The sequence below is a fragment of the Micromonospora sp. CP22 genome (assembly GCF_009712475.1).
Classification (GTDB): Bacteria; Actinomycetota; Actinomycetes; order Mycobacteriales; family Micromonosporaceae; genus Micromonospora.
Map to the genome: position 1 here is coordinate 83,492 of NZ_VCJO01000006.1, position 14,577 is coordinate 98,068.

The 14,577-nt window shown below is 73.5% G+C and carries 16 protein-coding genes; 8 read left to right on the forward strand and 8 right to left on the reverse strand.

Annotated features, from left to right (window positions below; all coding sequences use genetic code 11):
- Positions 1-447 (forward strand): hypothetical protein, encoded by a 447-nt coding sequence (locus tag FF096_RS13045; protein WP_155217859.1) that lies wholly within the window; start codon positions 1-3, stop codon positions 445-447.
- Positions 448-468: 21 nt separating this feature from the next.
- Here the strand turns inward: FF096_RS13045 and FF096_RS13050 are convergent, their stop codons facing one another.
- The 5 genes from FF096_RS13050 to FF096_RS13070 all read right to left on the reverse strand — a co-directional run bounded on the left by FF096_RS13050 (position 469) and on the right by FF096_RS13070 (position 3,201).
- Positions 469-756, reverse strand: coding sequence for a hypothetical protein (locus FF096_RS13050; protein WP_230462572.1), 288 nt, complete (start codon positions 754-756; stop codon positions 469-471).
- Positions 757-861: 105 nt separating this feature from the next.
- Entirely contained in the window at positions 862-1,119 is a 258-nt protein-coding gene (locus FF096_RS13055; protein WP_155217861.1) for a hypothetical protein, read from the reverse strand.
- Positions 1,120-1,255: 136 nt separating this feature from the next.
- Positions 1,256-1,717, reverse strand: coding sequence for an SRPBCC family protein (locus FF096_RS13060; protein ID WP_155217863.1), 462 nt, complete (start codon positions 1,715-1,717; stop codon positions 1,256-1,258).
- 44 nt (positions 1,718-1,761) lie between these two features.
- Positions 1,762-2,178, reverse strand: a complete 417-nt coding sequence (locus FF096_RS13065; RefSeq protein ID WP_155217865.1) for a DUF2795 domain-containing protein — start codon at positions 2,176-2,178, stop codon at positions 1,762-1,764.
- A 45-nt stretch (positions 2,179-2,223) separates the two neighbouring features.
- Positions 2,224-3,201, reverse strand: coding sequence for a YihY/virulence factor BrkB family protein (locus FF096_RS13070; RefSeq protein ID WP_155217867.1), 978 nt, complete (start codon positions 3,199-3,201; stop codon positions 2,224-2,226).
- Positions 3,202-3,350: 149 nt separating this feature from the next.
- On the opposite strand from FF096_RS13070, the gene FF096_RS13075 reads away from it, so the two are divergent.
- Entirely contained in the window at positions 3,351-3,752 is a 402-nt protein-coding gene (locus FF096_RS13075; RefSeq protein WP_155217869.1) for a ChaB family protein, read from the forward strand.
- A gap of 87 nt (positions 3,753-3,839) precedes the next feature.
- Here the strand turns inward: FF096_RS13075 and FF096_RS13080 are convergent, their stop codons facing one another.
- Positions 3,840-5,273: an aldehyde dehydrogenase gene (locus FF096_RS13080; RefSeq protein ID WP_155218113.1), complete on the reverse strand. Its 1,434-nt coding sequence runs from the start codon at positions 5,271-5,273 to the stop codon at positions 3,840-3,842.
- 69 nt (positions 5,274-5,342) lie between these two features.
- On the opposite strand from FF096_RS13080, the gene FF096_RS13085 reads away from it, so the two are divergent.
- Positions 5,343-6,956 (forward strand): NAD(P)/FAD-dependent oxidoreductase, encoded by a 1,614-nt coding sequence (locus FF096_RS13085; protein ID WP_155217871.1) that lies wholly within the window; start codon positions 5,343-5,345, stop codon positions 6,954-6,956.
- Positions 6,957-6,965: 9 nt separating this feature from the next.
- Here the strand turns inward: FF096_RS13085 and FF096_RS13090 are convergent, their stop codons facing one another.
- Both FF096_RS13090 and FF096_RS13095 read right to left on the reverse strand, forming a co-directional pair.
- Positions 6,966-7,733 carry a polyprenol monophosphomannose synthase gene (locus FF096_RS13090; RefSeq protein ID WP_155217872.1) on the reverse strand — a complete coding sequence of 256 codons (768 nt, stop codon included), beginning with the start codon at positions 7,731-7,733 and terminating at the stop codon, positions 6,966-6,968.
- A gap of 94 nt (positions 7,734-7,827) precedes the next feature.
- Positions 7,828-8,274, reverse strand: a complete 447-nt coding sequence (locus tag FF096_RS13095) for an SRPBCC family protein (protein WP_309223203.1) — start codon at positions 8,272-8,274, stop codon at positions 7,828-7,830.
- 240 nt (positions 8,275-8,514) lie between these two features.
- Here FF096_RS13095 and FF096_RS13100 point away from each other — a divergent pair, with 240 nt between their 5' ends.
- The 5 genes from FF096_RS13100 to FF096_RS13120 are packed head-to-tail and all read left to right on the forward strand — an operon-like array spanning position 8,515 to position 14,476.
- On the forward strand, positions 8,515-10,206 hold the full coding sequence (locus tag FF096_RS13100) for an HAD-IIIA family hydrolase (RefSeq protein ID WP_155218114.1): 1,692 nt from the start codon (positions 8,515-8,517) through the stop codon (positions 10,204-10,206).
- Entirely contained in the window at positions 10,203-11,174 is a 972-nt protein-coding gene (locus FF096_RS13105) for a glycosyltransferase (RefSeq protein WP_155217874.1), read from the forward strand. Before FF096_RS13100 ends, FF096_RS13105 begins: the two co-directional genes overlap by 4 nt.
- Positions 11,165-12,382, forward strand: coding sequence for a glycosyltransferase (locus FF096_RS13110; RefSeq protein WP_155217876.1), 1,218 nt, complete (start codon positions 11,165-11,167; stop codon positions 12,380-12,382). Before FF096_RS13105 ends, FF096_RS13110 begins: the two co-directional genes overlap by 10 nt.
- The gene (locus FF096_RS13115; RefSeq protein ID WP_155217878.1) at positions 12,382-13,029 is read left to right on the forward strand and encodes an SIS domain-containing protein; all 648 of its coding nucleotides are present in this window, start codon (positions 12,382-12,384) and stop codon (positions 13,027-13,029) included. Before FF096_RS13110 ends, FF096_RS13115 begins: the two co-directional genes overlap by 1 nt.
- A 10-nt stretch (positions 13,030-13,039) precedes the next feature.
- Positions 13,040-14,476 carry a PfkB family carbohydrate kinase gene (locus FF096_RS13120; protein WP_309223204.1) on the forward strand — a complete coding sequence of 479 codons (1,437 nt, stop codon included), beginning with the start codon at positions 13,040-13,042 and terminating at the stop codon, positions 14,474-14,476.
- The last annotated feature ends 101 nt before the right edge of the window (positions 14,477-14,577 follow it).

Genomic DNA, 14,577 nt, shown 5'->3' on the forward strand with positions numbered 1-14,577 from the left:
ATGAACACCGTCGACGGACCCGACCCGCTACACCGGCGCCCCACCGGTGTGAGCGACGACACCGTGGCGGCGCTCGGCAAACTCAGCGAGGCGCTGGAGTGCGTGGAACGCGCCCGGGGGCACCTCTACTCGCTGCACCAGCTCATCGGACACGCCGACCTGATGCTCGACGAGGCGGTCCGGATGTTCCGCGACGCCGGGCACCCCGGAATCGCCGACCGGATCGGCGACGAGTTGATCGGTCGCAACGTCATCGCCGGTCGGTGGACGTTCCAGATCGTCGAGGACTTCGACGACGGCTACTACGCGCTCTTCCGTGACCTGGACCGGTCGGCGCGCGAGCAGCTGGTCGACGGCCGACGCCACCTCTACGAGGCGGAGATGAAGGAACGCCGCCGGACACCCGGTCGCCCGGGCCACGAGGCGCGGCCGACCGGCGAGCGGTGACCATCCCGACGTGCGGCGGGCCTACTCCGAGGAGCGGGCGTCCGCCGGGCGACGACGTGCGGCGTCGTCGGCGATGATCACGGTCGCCACCATCAGCGCGACGCAGAGGCTGAACAGCCACGAGCTGTCGTCGACCAGCCGTGCGGATACCGGCGCCTGTATGGCGGCGAGAAGGAAACCGAGCCATGTCAGGCGGCGCTGACGCGTGGTGAGGAAGCCGGAGCCCTGATGCATTCCGAAAGTCTTGCGCGCGACGCGGCCATTGCCGTCAGCCGAACGGCCGATTCTGCCGGAGCTGTCCGAATTCACCGCCGTTCGGCTGAACCTGGACCTGGCCGCCGCCCCGACCGCCGCTGAACTCCTCCGGCTACTCCGGGCCGGTGGCGGCCGGTCACCCCCCGGCGCGTCACCGTGTCACAGGGTGTCGGGGCCGGTGCGTCCGGTGGTGGACGGTCGGTAGGCGCGGTCCCGGTCGGTCGGTTCACGCCCGGTGCCGGGCACCTCGGCGCCCCGGTCGGCCGCCTCGGGGCCGTGCCCGAAGGCGGCCTCCTCGCCGGCGTCGTTGCCGGTCACGTCGTCGGCCTGCCCGTCGAGCGTGGACCGGGCGACGGCCCGGTCCAGTTCCTCCAGCGGGAGCCGTTCCTCGTCGCGCCACGCTCTGTCGTCGGTCATGCCTTCGCGGTACCCCGGCCCGGTCTCCCCAAACGACGCGCCCGACCCGGGGCGGTCCAGGGCCGGCGGGCCGACCGGCCGTACGGCGACGACCGCCGGGTGGCCCCGGCGGTCGTCGACGATCGTGTCGTGGGGGTCAGGGCTGCGGACGGTCGACCTTGCCCCGCCAGGCGCCGGTCTCCTGACCGCGCCGCTCGATGAAGGTCTTGAAGCGCTGCAGGTCACCCTTTGCCCGGCGGTCGACCACGCCGAGCTTGTCGCCGGCCTGCTCGATCACCCCGTGCGGGTCGAACTCCAACTGGAGGCTGACCCGGCTGGTGTTCTCGTCCAGCCGGTGGAAGGTGACCACCCCGGCGTGCTGGGTGCCGCCGGTCGACCGCCACGCCACCCGCTCGTCGGGCAGCTGCTCGGTGATCTCGGCGTCGAACTCCCGCTTGACCCCGGCGATCTCGACGGTCCAGTGGGTCATCGTGTCGGAGAGCTGGCGAACCTCCTCCACACCCTCCATGAAGTGGGGGAACTCCTCGAACTGCGTCCACTGGTCGTACGCCGTCCGCACCGGGACGGCCACGTCGACATGCTCCATTACGCCACTCATCAGGCATCCTTCCTGGGGTTCGGGGAAGCTGCGGACCGGTTCGGCTACCAGCGCGTCGTCTCGTTGGTGTGACCCAACGCCGCCCACACCTCGGACACCGTCTGGTACCGGGTGCCCTCGGGCAGACGCTCCAGCGCCGCCAACACGTCGTCGGGGGCCTCGTTCTCGCGTGCGTTGGCCAGCAGCGCGGCTCGATCACCGGGGAGGCTCTTCATGGTGATGAACCGCCCCAGCCGGCTGCGTGCCTCGACGTCCTCGGAGGTCATGCCCTGCGGAGAGCCGCTACGCAGCTCGCCGGCCGGTGCCGTGGTCGGTTCCGGCTGGTCCTCTCCCGCAGGTTCCGGCACGCGAGACTCGTCGACCCGCGAGCCGCCGGTCCCCGGCCCCTGTACGAGGCCGCTGACCTCCTGGCTCATCTGCTCGTCGACCCGTGGTGAGTGCTTGCTGCTGCCGCGATCCATGCCTTCTGCGCTACCCGACGGTGCGGGTGGTAAACCGGCAGGCGGTCACGTACCGGCGGGTGACCGGGGCGGCAGGACCGGCTCCTCGGCGTCGTCGCGGCCGGACTGGAGCACCCGCCCCCGTTGAAGTTCGGCGTTGATCTGGACACCGAGCATCAGCGCGGAGTTGGACAGGTAGAGCCAGACCAGGAACGCGATCACCGCGCCGAGGCTGCCGTACGTGGTGTTGTACGAGCCGAAGTTCGCCACGTACAGCCCGAAGCCGAAGGAGCCGAGCGCCCAGGTGACCAGGGCCACCATCCCGCCCGGGGTGAGCCAACGGAACCGTGGCTGGCGCACGTTCGGCGCGGCCCAGAACAGCAGGGACATCAACAACATCGCGATCAACGCCAGCGCCGGCCACTTCGCCACCGCCCACGCGGTGCGCGCCGCGTCGCCGGCACCCACCAGGTCACCGAGTGCGTCGGCGACCGGGCCGCTGACGATCAACCCCACGGCCACGGTGGCGAGCAGCACCAGCGACAGGGCGGCCAGCCCGATCTGGGTCGGACGCAGCTTCCACACCGGTCGTCCCTCGACCACCCCGTAGATGGTGTTCGAGGCACGGGTGAACGAGGCGATGAAGTTCGACGACGACCAGAGTGCGCCGAGCAGACCGAAGCTGAGCAGCACTCCGGCGGAGCTGTTCTGGCTCACCACCTCGCGGACCACCCCGACGAAGCTCTCGTTGGCCACCACCGAGCCGGCACCCACGTCGTGGGCCAGGTCGAGCACCGTGTCGACGGTGCGTTCCCCGTCGGAGACCAGGCCGACCAGGGCCACCACCACGACGGTGGAGGGGAACAGCGCCAGCACCCCGTAGTAGGTGAGGGCGGCGGCCCAGTCCGTGCAGTTGTCCCGCAGGTAGTTGCGCCCGGCCCGGACCAGCACGCCGCGCCAGGTCTGCCAGTGCAGTTGGCGGATCCCGGGTAGCCGAGGCATCGGGGTGTCGGCCGTCGGAGCGTCGGGGTTCGTCGTCGTCATCACCGCTCCCTGGGACACGGCCGGCGCGTACGGTCCGTCGATGGCCGGGCCGGTACCCGGCTCCGGGCAAGAGCAAACGCCGACGGTGTTTGCCGCCGCGTCGCGGGGGTACCCGAATTCGAATCGCTCGCAGACGGAGGAGGTTCGAGATGCCCGGGCGCGAGGTACTGCCCAGCACGCTGCGGCGCTCCCCGGAGAAGGCCCAGCGCACCTGGGTGAAGACACACGATTCCGCGGTCGAGACCTACGGTGAGGGCGAGCGGGCGCACCGTGCCGCGTTCGCCGCGGTCAAACATCAGTTCGAGAAGGTCGGTGACCACTGGGAGCCGAAGGGGCGCAAGGGCCCCAGCGACCAGCAGGCCGCAGGCGGCGGCCCGGCCCGGCGGGCACCGACCGCCGGTGGGGTGGACGCGAACGCATCCAAGGAGCATCTCATGCGGGTGGCTCGCGACCTGGACGTGCCGGGACGGTCGAGGATGACCAAGCCGGAACTGGTGAAGGCCATCCAGAAGGCCAACGACCGGCAGACCCGCAAGGCCCGTGGCCGCTGAGCTCACGGCCGTCCGCCCGGGGCCCGATCGGCGTACCCGTCGATCCGGCCCCGGCGGCTCGCCGGGCCCCGGTCGGTTCCGGCTGGTTCACCAGTGGCCGCCCCCGGGCGCCTCGATGTGCACCGCCTTGGTGGCGGTGAACTCGTCGAGCAGTTCAGGTCCGTAGCCGAAGCCCTGACCACTGGCGCGACGCGGATGCGCGGCACCGGCGGGCGCGCCACCGAAGACCGAGTTCACCTTGACCGTGCCGACCGGTAGCTCCCGCCAGGCCCGCTGGGCGTGGCTCATCGACGCGGTCAGCACCGTCGCCGCCAACCCGTACGGTGAGTCGGCCGCGCACCGCAGCGCCTCGGCGAACGAGTCGACCACCACCACGGCGGCGACCGGCCCGAACGTCTCCTCGCGGATGAGCGCCAGATCGTGCCGGCAGCCGTCGACGACCGTCGCCGGGTAGAAGGCCCCCGGGCCCTGCGGCAGGGTGCCGCCGACGCGCAGCCGGGCACCGTCGGCCACCGCGGCGGTCACCTGCCCGTGGACGTGGTCGCGGTGCCGTCGGTCGACCAGCGGGCCGAGCTGGGTGTCCGGATCCCGCCCCGGTCCGACGCGCAGCGCGGCGGCCCGCTCGACCAGCGCGTCCACGAAGTCCTCGGCGACGTCCCGGTGGGCGTAGATCCGCTCCACCGCGACGCAGATCTGCCCCGCGTTGGCGAACGCACCCAGCGCGGCCTGGCCGGCGGCCCAGACCGGGTCGACGTCGGCGTCGACGATCAACGGGTCGCTGCCGCCGTTCTCCAGCAGCACCTTGGCGCCGGTGCCGGCGGCGGCCGTGGCGATCGCCTGACCGGCGGCGCTGGAACCGACGTGGGCCACCATGTCCACCTCGGCGGCGGCCAGCGCCGCGCCGGTCGTGGCGTCGCCGACGATCAGCGACAGCACGCCCGCCGGCAGGGCACTGTCGAACGCGCGGGCCAGCAGCCAGCCGGTCGCCGGGGTGCGCTCACTGGGCTTGTGCAGCACCACGTTGCCGGTGACCAGGGCCGCGCCGAGCAGTCCGCAGGACACCGCGACCGGGTCGTTCCACGGCGTGATGGCGGCCACCACGCCACGCGGCTGCGGCGTCATGAAGTCCAGCGCCGCGTGGTCGCCGTGCAGGGTACGTCCACCTCGGGCCGGCGCGAGTTCGGCGTACTGCCGCAGGGTGGCGATGCCCGCGTCGACGCCGCCCCGGGCGTCGCCGAGCGGCTTGCCCATCTCGGCGGTCGTCGCGTACGCGAGATCGTCGGCGACCTCGGCGACGGCGTCGGCGATCCGGTGCAGTGTCGCGGCCCGTTCCGCCGGGGCCGTCGCGGCCCACTCGGACGCGACACCCCGGGCCGCCGCCACCGCCTTGTCGACCTCGTCGGGCGTGGCGATGGGTGCCCTGGTCACCGGCCGGTCGTCCGCCGGGTCGTGCACCGTCCACTCGCCGGCCTCCCCGCCGGCACCCCAGACCCCACCGATGAGCTGCGTGACCGTGTACATGGCGCGCTGGATGCCCGGGTCGGGCTGCGGCAAACGTTTCGTCGGTACGACTCGGGGTAGCGTCCACGGATGACTTCGCCAGGCTCCCTCGGTGCCGAGCGGGCCGACGCCGTCGTCGTCGGTGCCGGACACAACGGACTGGTCGCCGCGAACCTGCTGGCCGACGCGGGCTGGGACGTGCTGGTGTTGGAGGCGACCGAGGTGCCCGGCGGGGCGGTGCGGTCGGCGCAGGTGACCGCACCCGGCTACCTCAGCGATCTGTTCAGCTCGTTCTACCCGCTCGGCTTCGCCTCACCCGTGCTGCGCGGGCTCGACCTGACCCGCTACGGGCTCGCCTGGCGGCACGCCCCGGACGTGCTGGCCCACCTGTTCCCCGACGACCGGGCGGCCGTGCTCAACCGCGACCCCGACGTCACGGCGGCGTCGCTGGAGACCTTCGCCCCCGGCGACGGCGAGCGCTGGCTGGCCGCGTACGCGCAGTGGCAGCAGGTCGCCGACCCGATGATGGCTCTGATCACCACCCCGTTCCCGCCGGTACGCGGCGGACTCGACCTGCTGCGCCGGCTGCGGGTCGGCGGCTCACTGCGGCTGGCCCGGCGGCTGGTGCTGCCGGTGAGTCGGCTCGGCGGGGAACTGTTCGACGGCGCCGGTGGACCGGCGTTGCTGGCCGGCTGCGCCCTGCACACGGATCTGTCCACCCAGGAGGCCGGATCCGGCGTCTACGGTTGGCTGCTCGCCATGCTCGGGCAACAGGTCGGCTGGCCGGTGCCGGAGGGCGGCGCGCAGAAGATCACCGACGCGCTGGTGGCCCGGTTGACCGAGCGCGGTGGGCGGATCGTCTACGGCGCCCGGGTGGAGCGGATCCTCACCGCCCGGGGCCGGGCGATGGGGGTGCGTACCGTCGGCGGCACCGACTGGCGGGCCCGGCGCGCCGTGCTCGCCGACGTTCCCGCTCCCGCGTTGTACCTGGACCTGGTCGGTCCCGCCGGGCTGCCGCCGCGCCTGGTGGCCGACCTGGAGCACTTCCGCTGGGACGGGTCGACCCTGAAGGTGGACTGGGCGCTGTCCGCGCCGATGCCCTGGACGAACCGTCGGCTGGCCACTGCCGGCACCGTGCACCTGGGGGCGGACCTCAACGGGTTGACCGGCTACGCCGCCAAGCTGGCCCAGGGTGAGCTGCCCGCCGATCCGTTCCTGCTGGTGGGGCAGATGACGGTGGCCGATCCGAGCCACTCGCCGCCGGGCACCGAGTCCCTCTGGTCGTACACCCATCTGCCGTTTCGCCGCCACTGGCGTTCCGACGACGTCCTGGCCCACGTGGAGCGGATGGAGGCGGTGCTGGAGGCTGCCGCGCCCGGCTTCCGTGCCCTGGTGGTGGGCCGGCACGTGGCCGGACCGGCCGAGTTGGAACAGGCCAACCCGAGCCTGGTCGGCGGCGCGTTGGGTGGTGGCACCGCCGCCCCCTACCAGCAGTTGTTCCTCCGGCCGGTGCCCGGCCTCGGTCGTGCCGACACCCCGGTGGACCGGCTCTTCCTGGCCAGCGCGTCGGCACATCCCGGCGGCGGGGTGCACGGGGCGCCCGGCGCGAACGCCGCCCGTGCCGCCCTGGCCCGCGACCGGGCCCTCACCGGCGGGTGGTACCGACGCGCGATGGCCACCGCCCACCGGGCGGTGTACGCGTGAGCGGGCCGGTCAGGGCCCGATGTTGCGGTGCCGGGTGCGCAGCTTGAACGGCATCAACGCGCTCTCGATCTTGGTGGCGGTGGTCATCTTCGACGCGCCGTCGCGCCGCTCCTCGAACCGGATCGGCACCTCCAGGATGGTGTGCCCCAGCTTGGTGGCGAGGTAGTGCATCTCGACCTGGAAGCTGTAACCGTTGGACTGCACCCGCTCCAGGCCGATGTCGCGCAGCGCGTCGGCCCGCCAGATCTTGAAACCGGCGGTGAGGTCCCGGATCCGTACCCGCAGCAGCGTGTGCACGTACAGGTTCGCCCAGCCGCTGAGCGCCCGCCGGTACAGCGGCCAGTTCTCGTCCAGCTCCCCGCCGGGCACGTAGCGTGACCCGATGACCACGCCGGCCTGAGTGGACAGCAGGGCACCGAGCATTCCCGGCAGGGCCTCCGGTGGGTGGGACAGGTCGGCGTCCATCTGCGCCACGTACTCGGCCCCGCCGTCGAGGGCCCGGCCGATTCCGTCCACGTACGCCCGGCCGAGACCCTCCTTGCCGGGCCGGTGCACGACCTGTACCCGCTCCGGATGCTCTATGGCGAGTTTGTCGGCGACCTCGCCGGTGCCGTCGGGGGAGTTGTCGTCGGCGACCAGGATCTTCAGGCCGGGAAGGGGCAGCGCGAGGAGACGCTCGACCAGCACCGGCAGGTTGCCTGCCTCGTTGTAGGTCGGGACCACGACGGTCAGGCGCACGTCCCGCCACGGCGAGGGTAACTGGACGGGTTCGATCATGGGGGACATCCTCGGTCTGCGGACAGGGCTACTGAGAGCGTAGCTACTTGTCCCTTCCGGGGGGAAATGGCTCCCCTGGCGCAGCGCCCCGCGCTCAGCCCGGCGACTTCTGCCGACGGGCGATGTCGGCGAGCCGGTTCAGGGTCTCCTTGTTGCGTTGGTGCAGCACCAGGTCGTTGATTTTGGTGCGGATCCAGCGCAGCGGCCCGGCGGCGAAGTCCTCGGCCAGCCTCACCCGGGTCGTGTCCGAGCCGACCGGTTCCAGGGTGAAGACCACGACGGCCTCCCCGGCCGGCCAGAGTTGGACGCGGAGCACGAGCTTGCGCTCCGGTTCACAGGCCAGCACCACCGAGCAGTCCTCCAGGGAGAACGGCCAGGGCCCGGCCCGGTGGTGCAGCCGGGTGCCGACCCGGGGCCACTCCTCGTCCACGTCGCGCATGTGGGCGGTGCCCACCACCCAGTCGCTGTAGGTCCACCCGTCCGCGAGCACCGCCCACACCTGCCGGGCCGGGGCCTCGATTACTTGCTCCACAACCGCCACCGCCCCTCGGTACCCGGCGCACGGCCCCGGCTAACGGGTGGGCCGGGTTAGCTTCTCGGCGACCGCGGGTAAGGCCATCGCGGGCGGCCGAGTGGGTGCCGTCGGCGCGCGGTATCGCCGACCGCGTCGCGGGTGACGTTTACTCACCGGGGCGCAGGGAACCCGCCGCCCGTGCGACAGGACCAGGAGGAGCCGGATCAGCGCAGGTCAGCCGGGGTGCTGGCCGATCCCGGCCGGGTCATGTCCCGCCCGATCCTGTTCGACGCGGTGCTGCTGGACCGAGACGGCACCCTGGTCGAGGACGTGCCGTACAACTCGGATCCGGACAAGGTGCGGCCGATGCCGGGGGCCCGCGCGGCGCTGGACCGGCTGCGGGCGGCCGGGCTGAAACTCGCCGTGGTGACCAACCAGTCCGGGCTGGCCCGGGGGCTGTTCACCGAGCGGCAACTGGACCAGGTGCACCGCCGCATCGAGGACCTGCTCGGCCCGTTCGACTCCTGGCAGGTGTGTCCGCACGACGACGGGGACGACTGCGCGTGCCGGAAGCCGAGACCGGGCCTGGTGTACGCCGCCGCCCGAGCGTTGGGCACCGTACCCACCCGCTGCGTCATGATCGGTGACATCGGCCGGGACGTCACGGCGGCGCTGGCCGCCGGTGCCGCCGGGGTGCTGGTTCCGACGCCGGTGACCCGCGCCGAGGAGGTGGCGGCAGCCCCCTGGGTGGCCGCCGATCTGCCCTCGGCCGTCACGGAGATCCTGCGCCGCCAGGCGGCGCTGAGCCCGGCGGAGTCGGTGGCGCGGGCCGGTGCCACGGTCGCCCGCCGTGTTCGCGTCAAAGGTCCCGGCAACGGCCGCACGGTCCTGGTGGTGCGGTCGGACTCGGCGGGGGACGTGCTGGTGACCGGACCGGGAATCCGGGCGGTCGCCGCCGGGGCGCGGCGGGTGGTGCTGCTCTGCGGACCGCGCGGGCGGGCCGCCGCCGACCTGCTGCCCGGCGTCGACGAGGTGATCGAGCACCGGCTGCCCTGGATCGACCCGGCACCCGGGCCGGTGGATCCGCAGGAGATGGCCGCCCTGGTCACCCGGTTGGCGGCGGTGGGCGCCGACGAGGCGGTCGTCTTCACCTCGTTCCACCAGTCGCCGTTGCCGTTGGCCCTGCTGCTGCGGATGGCCGGGGTCGCCCGGATCGCGGCGATCAGCGACGACTACCCGGGCAGCCTGCTGGACGTGCGCCACCGGGTGCCGGTCGGTGTGCCGGAGGCCGAGCGGGCCCTCTCGCTGGCCGCCGCCGCCGGCTACGTGCTCGACGGCGACGACGAACCGCACCTGCGGCTGCGTCCGGTCCCACCGCCGCCGCCGGAGGCCGGCGAACCGGGCTACGTGGTGCTGCATCCCGGCTCGGCGGCCCAGGCCCGGGGGTGCCCGCCCGAGCTGGCCGAACGGATCGCCGAGGAACTGTGCGCCGCCGGGCACCGGGTGGTGGTCACCGGCGGCCCGCACGAGCGGGACCTCACCGCGCGGGTCGCCGGTCGGCACGGCCGGGACCTCGGTGGCCGGACCGACCTGGCCGAGTTGGCCGGGATCGTGGCCGCCGCCGGTGCGGTGGTGGTCGGCAACACCGGGCCGGCGCACCTGGCCGCCGCGTACGGCGTGCCGGTGGTCAGCCTCTTCGCCCCCACCGTCCCGTTCGGCCAGTGGGGGCCGTGGCGGGTGCCGACGGTACGCCTCGGCGACGCCACCGCCGCCTGCCGGGACACCCGCGCCGCACGGTGTCCGGTACCCGGGCACCCCTGTCTCAGCGGCGTCGAGCCGGCCGCCGTCCTCGACGCGTTGCGGCTGTTGGGCGTACCGCCGGACCGGCCGGCCACCGGCTCGACCGGATCGCGGGCAACCCCCGAGGTGGCCACCGTCGGCGGTGGGGGCGGCCGATGAACATCCTGCTCTGGCACGTGCACGGGTCCTGGACCACCTCGTTCGTGCACGGCAAGCACCGGTATCTGATCCCGGCCACCCCGGACCGGGGACCGTACGGGCTGGGCCGGGCCCGGACCTACACCTGGCCGGAGAGCGCCGCGGAGGTGAGCCCGGAGCAGTTGCGTACCGCCGAGGTCGACGTGGTGATCCTGCAACGTCCCGAGGAACTCGACCTGGCGCAGCAGTGGCTCGGTCGCCGCCCCGGCCGGGACCTGCCGGCGATCTATGTGGAGCACAACACGCCGAAGGACGGTCAGGTCCCCAACAGCCGCCACCCGATGGCCGACCGGGACGACCTGCTCATCGCCCACGTGACGGCCTTCAACGAGCTGTTCTGGGACACCGGCGCGACCCGTACCACCGTCGTCGACCACGGCATCGTGACGCCGACGGCGACCTGGACCGGTGAACTCGACCGGCTGGCCGTCGTGATCAACGAGCCGGTACGCCGCTGGCGGGTCACCGGCACCGACCTGCTGCCCCGGTTCGCCGAGATCGCCCCCCTGGACGTCTTCGGCATGAAGGTGGCCGGGCTGGCCGAGCACCTCGGTCTGCCGGCCGACCGGCTGACCAGCCACGACGACGTGCCACAACACCGGATGCACGCCGAGTTGGCGCGCCGCCGGGCGTACCTGCACCTGTGCCGGTGGACGTCGCTGGGGCTGAGCCTGATCGAGGCGATGACGATGGGCATGCCGGTGGTGGCGCTGGCCACCACCGAGGCGGTGATGGCGGTCCCGCCGGGCGCCGGTGCCCTCGCCACCCGGGTGGACGTGCTGCTGGAGGCCGCCGAACGCCTCGTCACGGACCCACAGCGGGCGGCCCGCGCGGGCGCGCAGGCCCGCGTCGCCGCCCGCGAACGGTACGGCCTCGACCGATTCCTCACCGACTGGGACCGGCTGCTGGAGGAGGAAGTATGCGGATAGCGATGATCTCGGAGCACGCCAGCCCGCTCGCCATCCTGGGCGGTGAGGACGCCGGTGGCCAGAACACGCACGTGGCGGAGCTCTCCGCCGCGCTCGCCGCCGCCGGACACGACGTCCGGGTCTACACCCGCCGCGACGCGGTGGACCTACCGGTGACCGTCCGTAGTCCGGACGGTTACGACGTGGTGCACGTCCCGGCCGGTCCGGCCGAGCCGGTGGCGAAGGACGCGTTGCTGCCGCACATGCGCCCGTTCGGGGCCTGGCTGATGGACCGGTGGCGAGGCGGCGACTGGACCCCCGAGGTGGTCCACGCGCACTTCTGGATGAGTGGGCTGGCCGCGCTGGAGGCCGGCCGGCGCACCGGGGTGCCGGTGGTGCAGACGTTCCACGCGCTCGGCACGGTGAAACGGCGTCACCAGGGCGTGCAGGACACCAGCCCGGCCCGGCGGATCAGCTACGAGCGCCACCTGGGCCGCTCGGTGGACCGGGTCGTCGCCCAGTGCCGTGACGAGGTCGGCGAGCTGGTCCGGATGGGCGTGCCCCGCTCGGCGATGACCGTCATCCCGTCCGGGGTGAACCTGACCACGTTCGCCCCGCTCGGCCCGGCCGCCGAGCGGGAACCTGATCGGCCCCGGATCCTCACCGTGGGTCGGCTGGTGGAACGCAAGGGCTTCCAGACGGTGGTCCGGGCGATGGCGCACGTGCCCGAGGCCGAGTGCGTGGTGGTCGGTGGCCCACCGGCCGGTCTGCTGGAGACCGACCCGTACGCCCGGCGGTTGCGGGCGCTCGCCGGTAGCTGCGGCGTCGTCGACCGGGTCCGCCTGGTCGGCGCGGTGCCCCGGGAGGAGATGGGGCGCTGGTACCGCTCGGCGGACATCCTGGTCGCCGCGCCCTGGTACGAGCCGTTCGGGCTGACCCCGCTGGAGGCGATGGCGTGCGGGGTTCCCGTGGTGGCCACCGCCGTCGGTGGCCTGCGGGACACGGTGGTCGACGGCGTGACCGGGGACCTGGTGCCGGCGCGGGACCCGAGGGCGCTGGGGGAGGCGCTGCGGGCGCTGCTCGACGATCGGATCCGCCGGTTCGCGTACGCGGGCGCGGCGCGCGCCCGAGCCCGCCGGCACTACTCGTGGGAGGTCACCGCCCAGCGCCTCGCCGAGGTGTACGACGAGGTGGTCGCCGTGCACCGACCCACCCGGGTGGTGGCCTGATGAGTCTGCTCGACGCGCACCTGGCACACCTGACCGCGGCGCTGCCGCCGTTCCGGCGCTGCGAGCCACTGCTCGCCCGGTGGGGCGCGACGCTGGCCCGGCGGCTCACCGACGGCGGTCGGCTGCTCGTCGCCGGCAACGGCGGCAGCGCGGCCGAGGCCCAGCACCTGACCGCCGAACTGGTCGGCAAGCTGCGCGACGACCGGCAGCCGTTCTCCGCCATCGCGCTGCACGCCGAGACGTCGGCGTTGACCGCGATCGGCAACGACTACGGCTACGCGGAGGTCTTCGCCCGGCAGGTCCGCGCGCACGGCCGACCCGACGACGTCCTGCTGCTGCTGTCCACCAGCGGCGGCAGCGGCAACCTGCTCGCCGCCGCGCGGGCCGGTCGGGAGGCGGGGCTGCGGTGCTGGGCGTTCACCGGGCCGACGCCGAACCCGCTCGCCGAGGCGTGTCACGAGGTGCTCGCCGTGGACTCCCCGGACACCCAGGTGGTCCAGGAACTGCACCTGGTCTCCAGCCACCTGCTCTGCGAATACGTCGAGCAGGCGATGGCGGAGCAGCCGTCGGTCGGCGCGGCCGACGTGGTGCGGGCCGGTGTCGAGGTGGTGCTGGACGGCGACGCCGTCCGGCCGGTGCAGGCGTGAGGAGGCAAGCGTGACGGGACCCGTGGTGGTGGTCGGCGACACCCTGCTCGACCGGGACGTCGAGGGTGTGGTCAACCGGCTCTGTCCGGACTCGCCGGTGCCCGTGCTCGACGAGATCGCGCACGTGGACCGGCCCGGCGGGGCCGGCCTCTCCGCCGTGTTCGCCGCCGCGCAGGGTGCCGAGGTGGTGCTGGTGACCGCGTTGGCCGACGACGCCGGTGGGGCTCGGCTGAGCGTCCTGCTCGCCGCCGCCGGGGTACAGGTCTATCCGCTGCGGCTGACCGGTGCGACCCCCGAGAAGATCCGCCTGCGCTCCGCTGGTCGGGTGCTGCTGCGCCACGACCGGGGCGGCGGGGTGGGGGAGTTGGGGGAGCCGAGCGACGCCGTGCTGCGGGTGCTGGAGCGGGCGTCGGTGGTGCTGGTCAGCGACTACGGCCGGGCGGTGGCGCGGCATCCGGCGCTGCGGGCGGCCCTGGCGTCGATCCGCGCCCCGCTGGTGTGGGATCCGCACCCCCGGGGGCCCGCCGCAGTGCCCGGGGCGAACCTGGTCACCCCGAACGAGGCCGAGGTGCGGGAGCTGATGGAGGCACCGATCGGCGCCACCCGACTGGCCACCGCCGCCGAGGGGGCGCAACGGCTGCGGCAGCGCTGGCGGGCGGGTGCGGTCGCGGTGACGCTCGGTGCCGACGGCGCGTTGCTCAGCCATACCGCGTCGACTCCGCTGATGGTGCCCGCTCCGGTGGCCGCCGAGGGGGACACCTGCGGTGCGGGTGACCGCTTCGCCGTCGCCGCCGGTCTCGCGTTGGCCCGTGGGGCGTTGGTCTCCGAGGCGGTGCAGGAGGCGGTGGCGCAGGCTTCGGCGTACGTGGCGGACGGCGGGGTGGCGACCGCCCTGCCGACGGCGGTACGGCGTGCGCCGCAGGCGGTGCACGCGGCGGTGGCCGGCGATCGGGTCGGGGTGGCCGCGTCCGCCGCCGTGGTCGCTCGGGTCCGGGCCGCCGGGGGGACGGTCGTGGCGACCGGTGGCTGCTTCGACCTGCTGCACGCCGGCCACGTGGCGACGTTGCAGGCCGCCCGGCAGCTCGGTGACTGCCTGGTCGTCTGTCTCAACTCCGATGCCAGCGTCGCCGGGCTCAAGGGGCCGGGTCGTCCGGTGATGCGTCAGGACGACCGCAGTCGGCTACTGGCCGCGCTGAGCTGCGTCGACGCGGTGATGATCTTCGACGAGCCGACGCCGGAGGCGGCATTGTCCTGGCTGCGTCCGGACATCTGGGTCAAGGGTGGGGACTACGCCACCGGCGGTGGTGACGGCACCGACCTCCCGGAGGCGGCGCTCTTGCGTCGATGGGGCGGGCACACGGTGGTGGTGCCCTATCTGGACGGTCGCTCCACCACCGAGCTGATCGCCGCGAGCGCCGACCGCAGCATCCTGGAGGTTCGTCGGTGAGTGCGAGGAGTGAGCCGGTGTTGCGAGCCCCGCAGTCGCGAACGGAGGTTTCCGGGTGAGTGCGAGGAGTGGGTCGGTGTTGCGAGCCCCGCAGTCGCGAA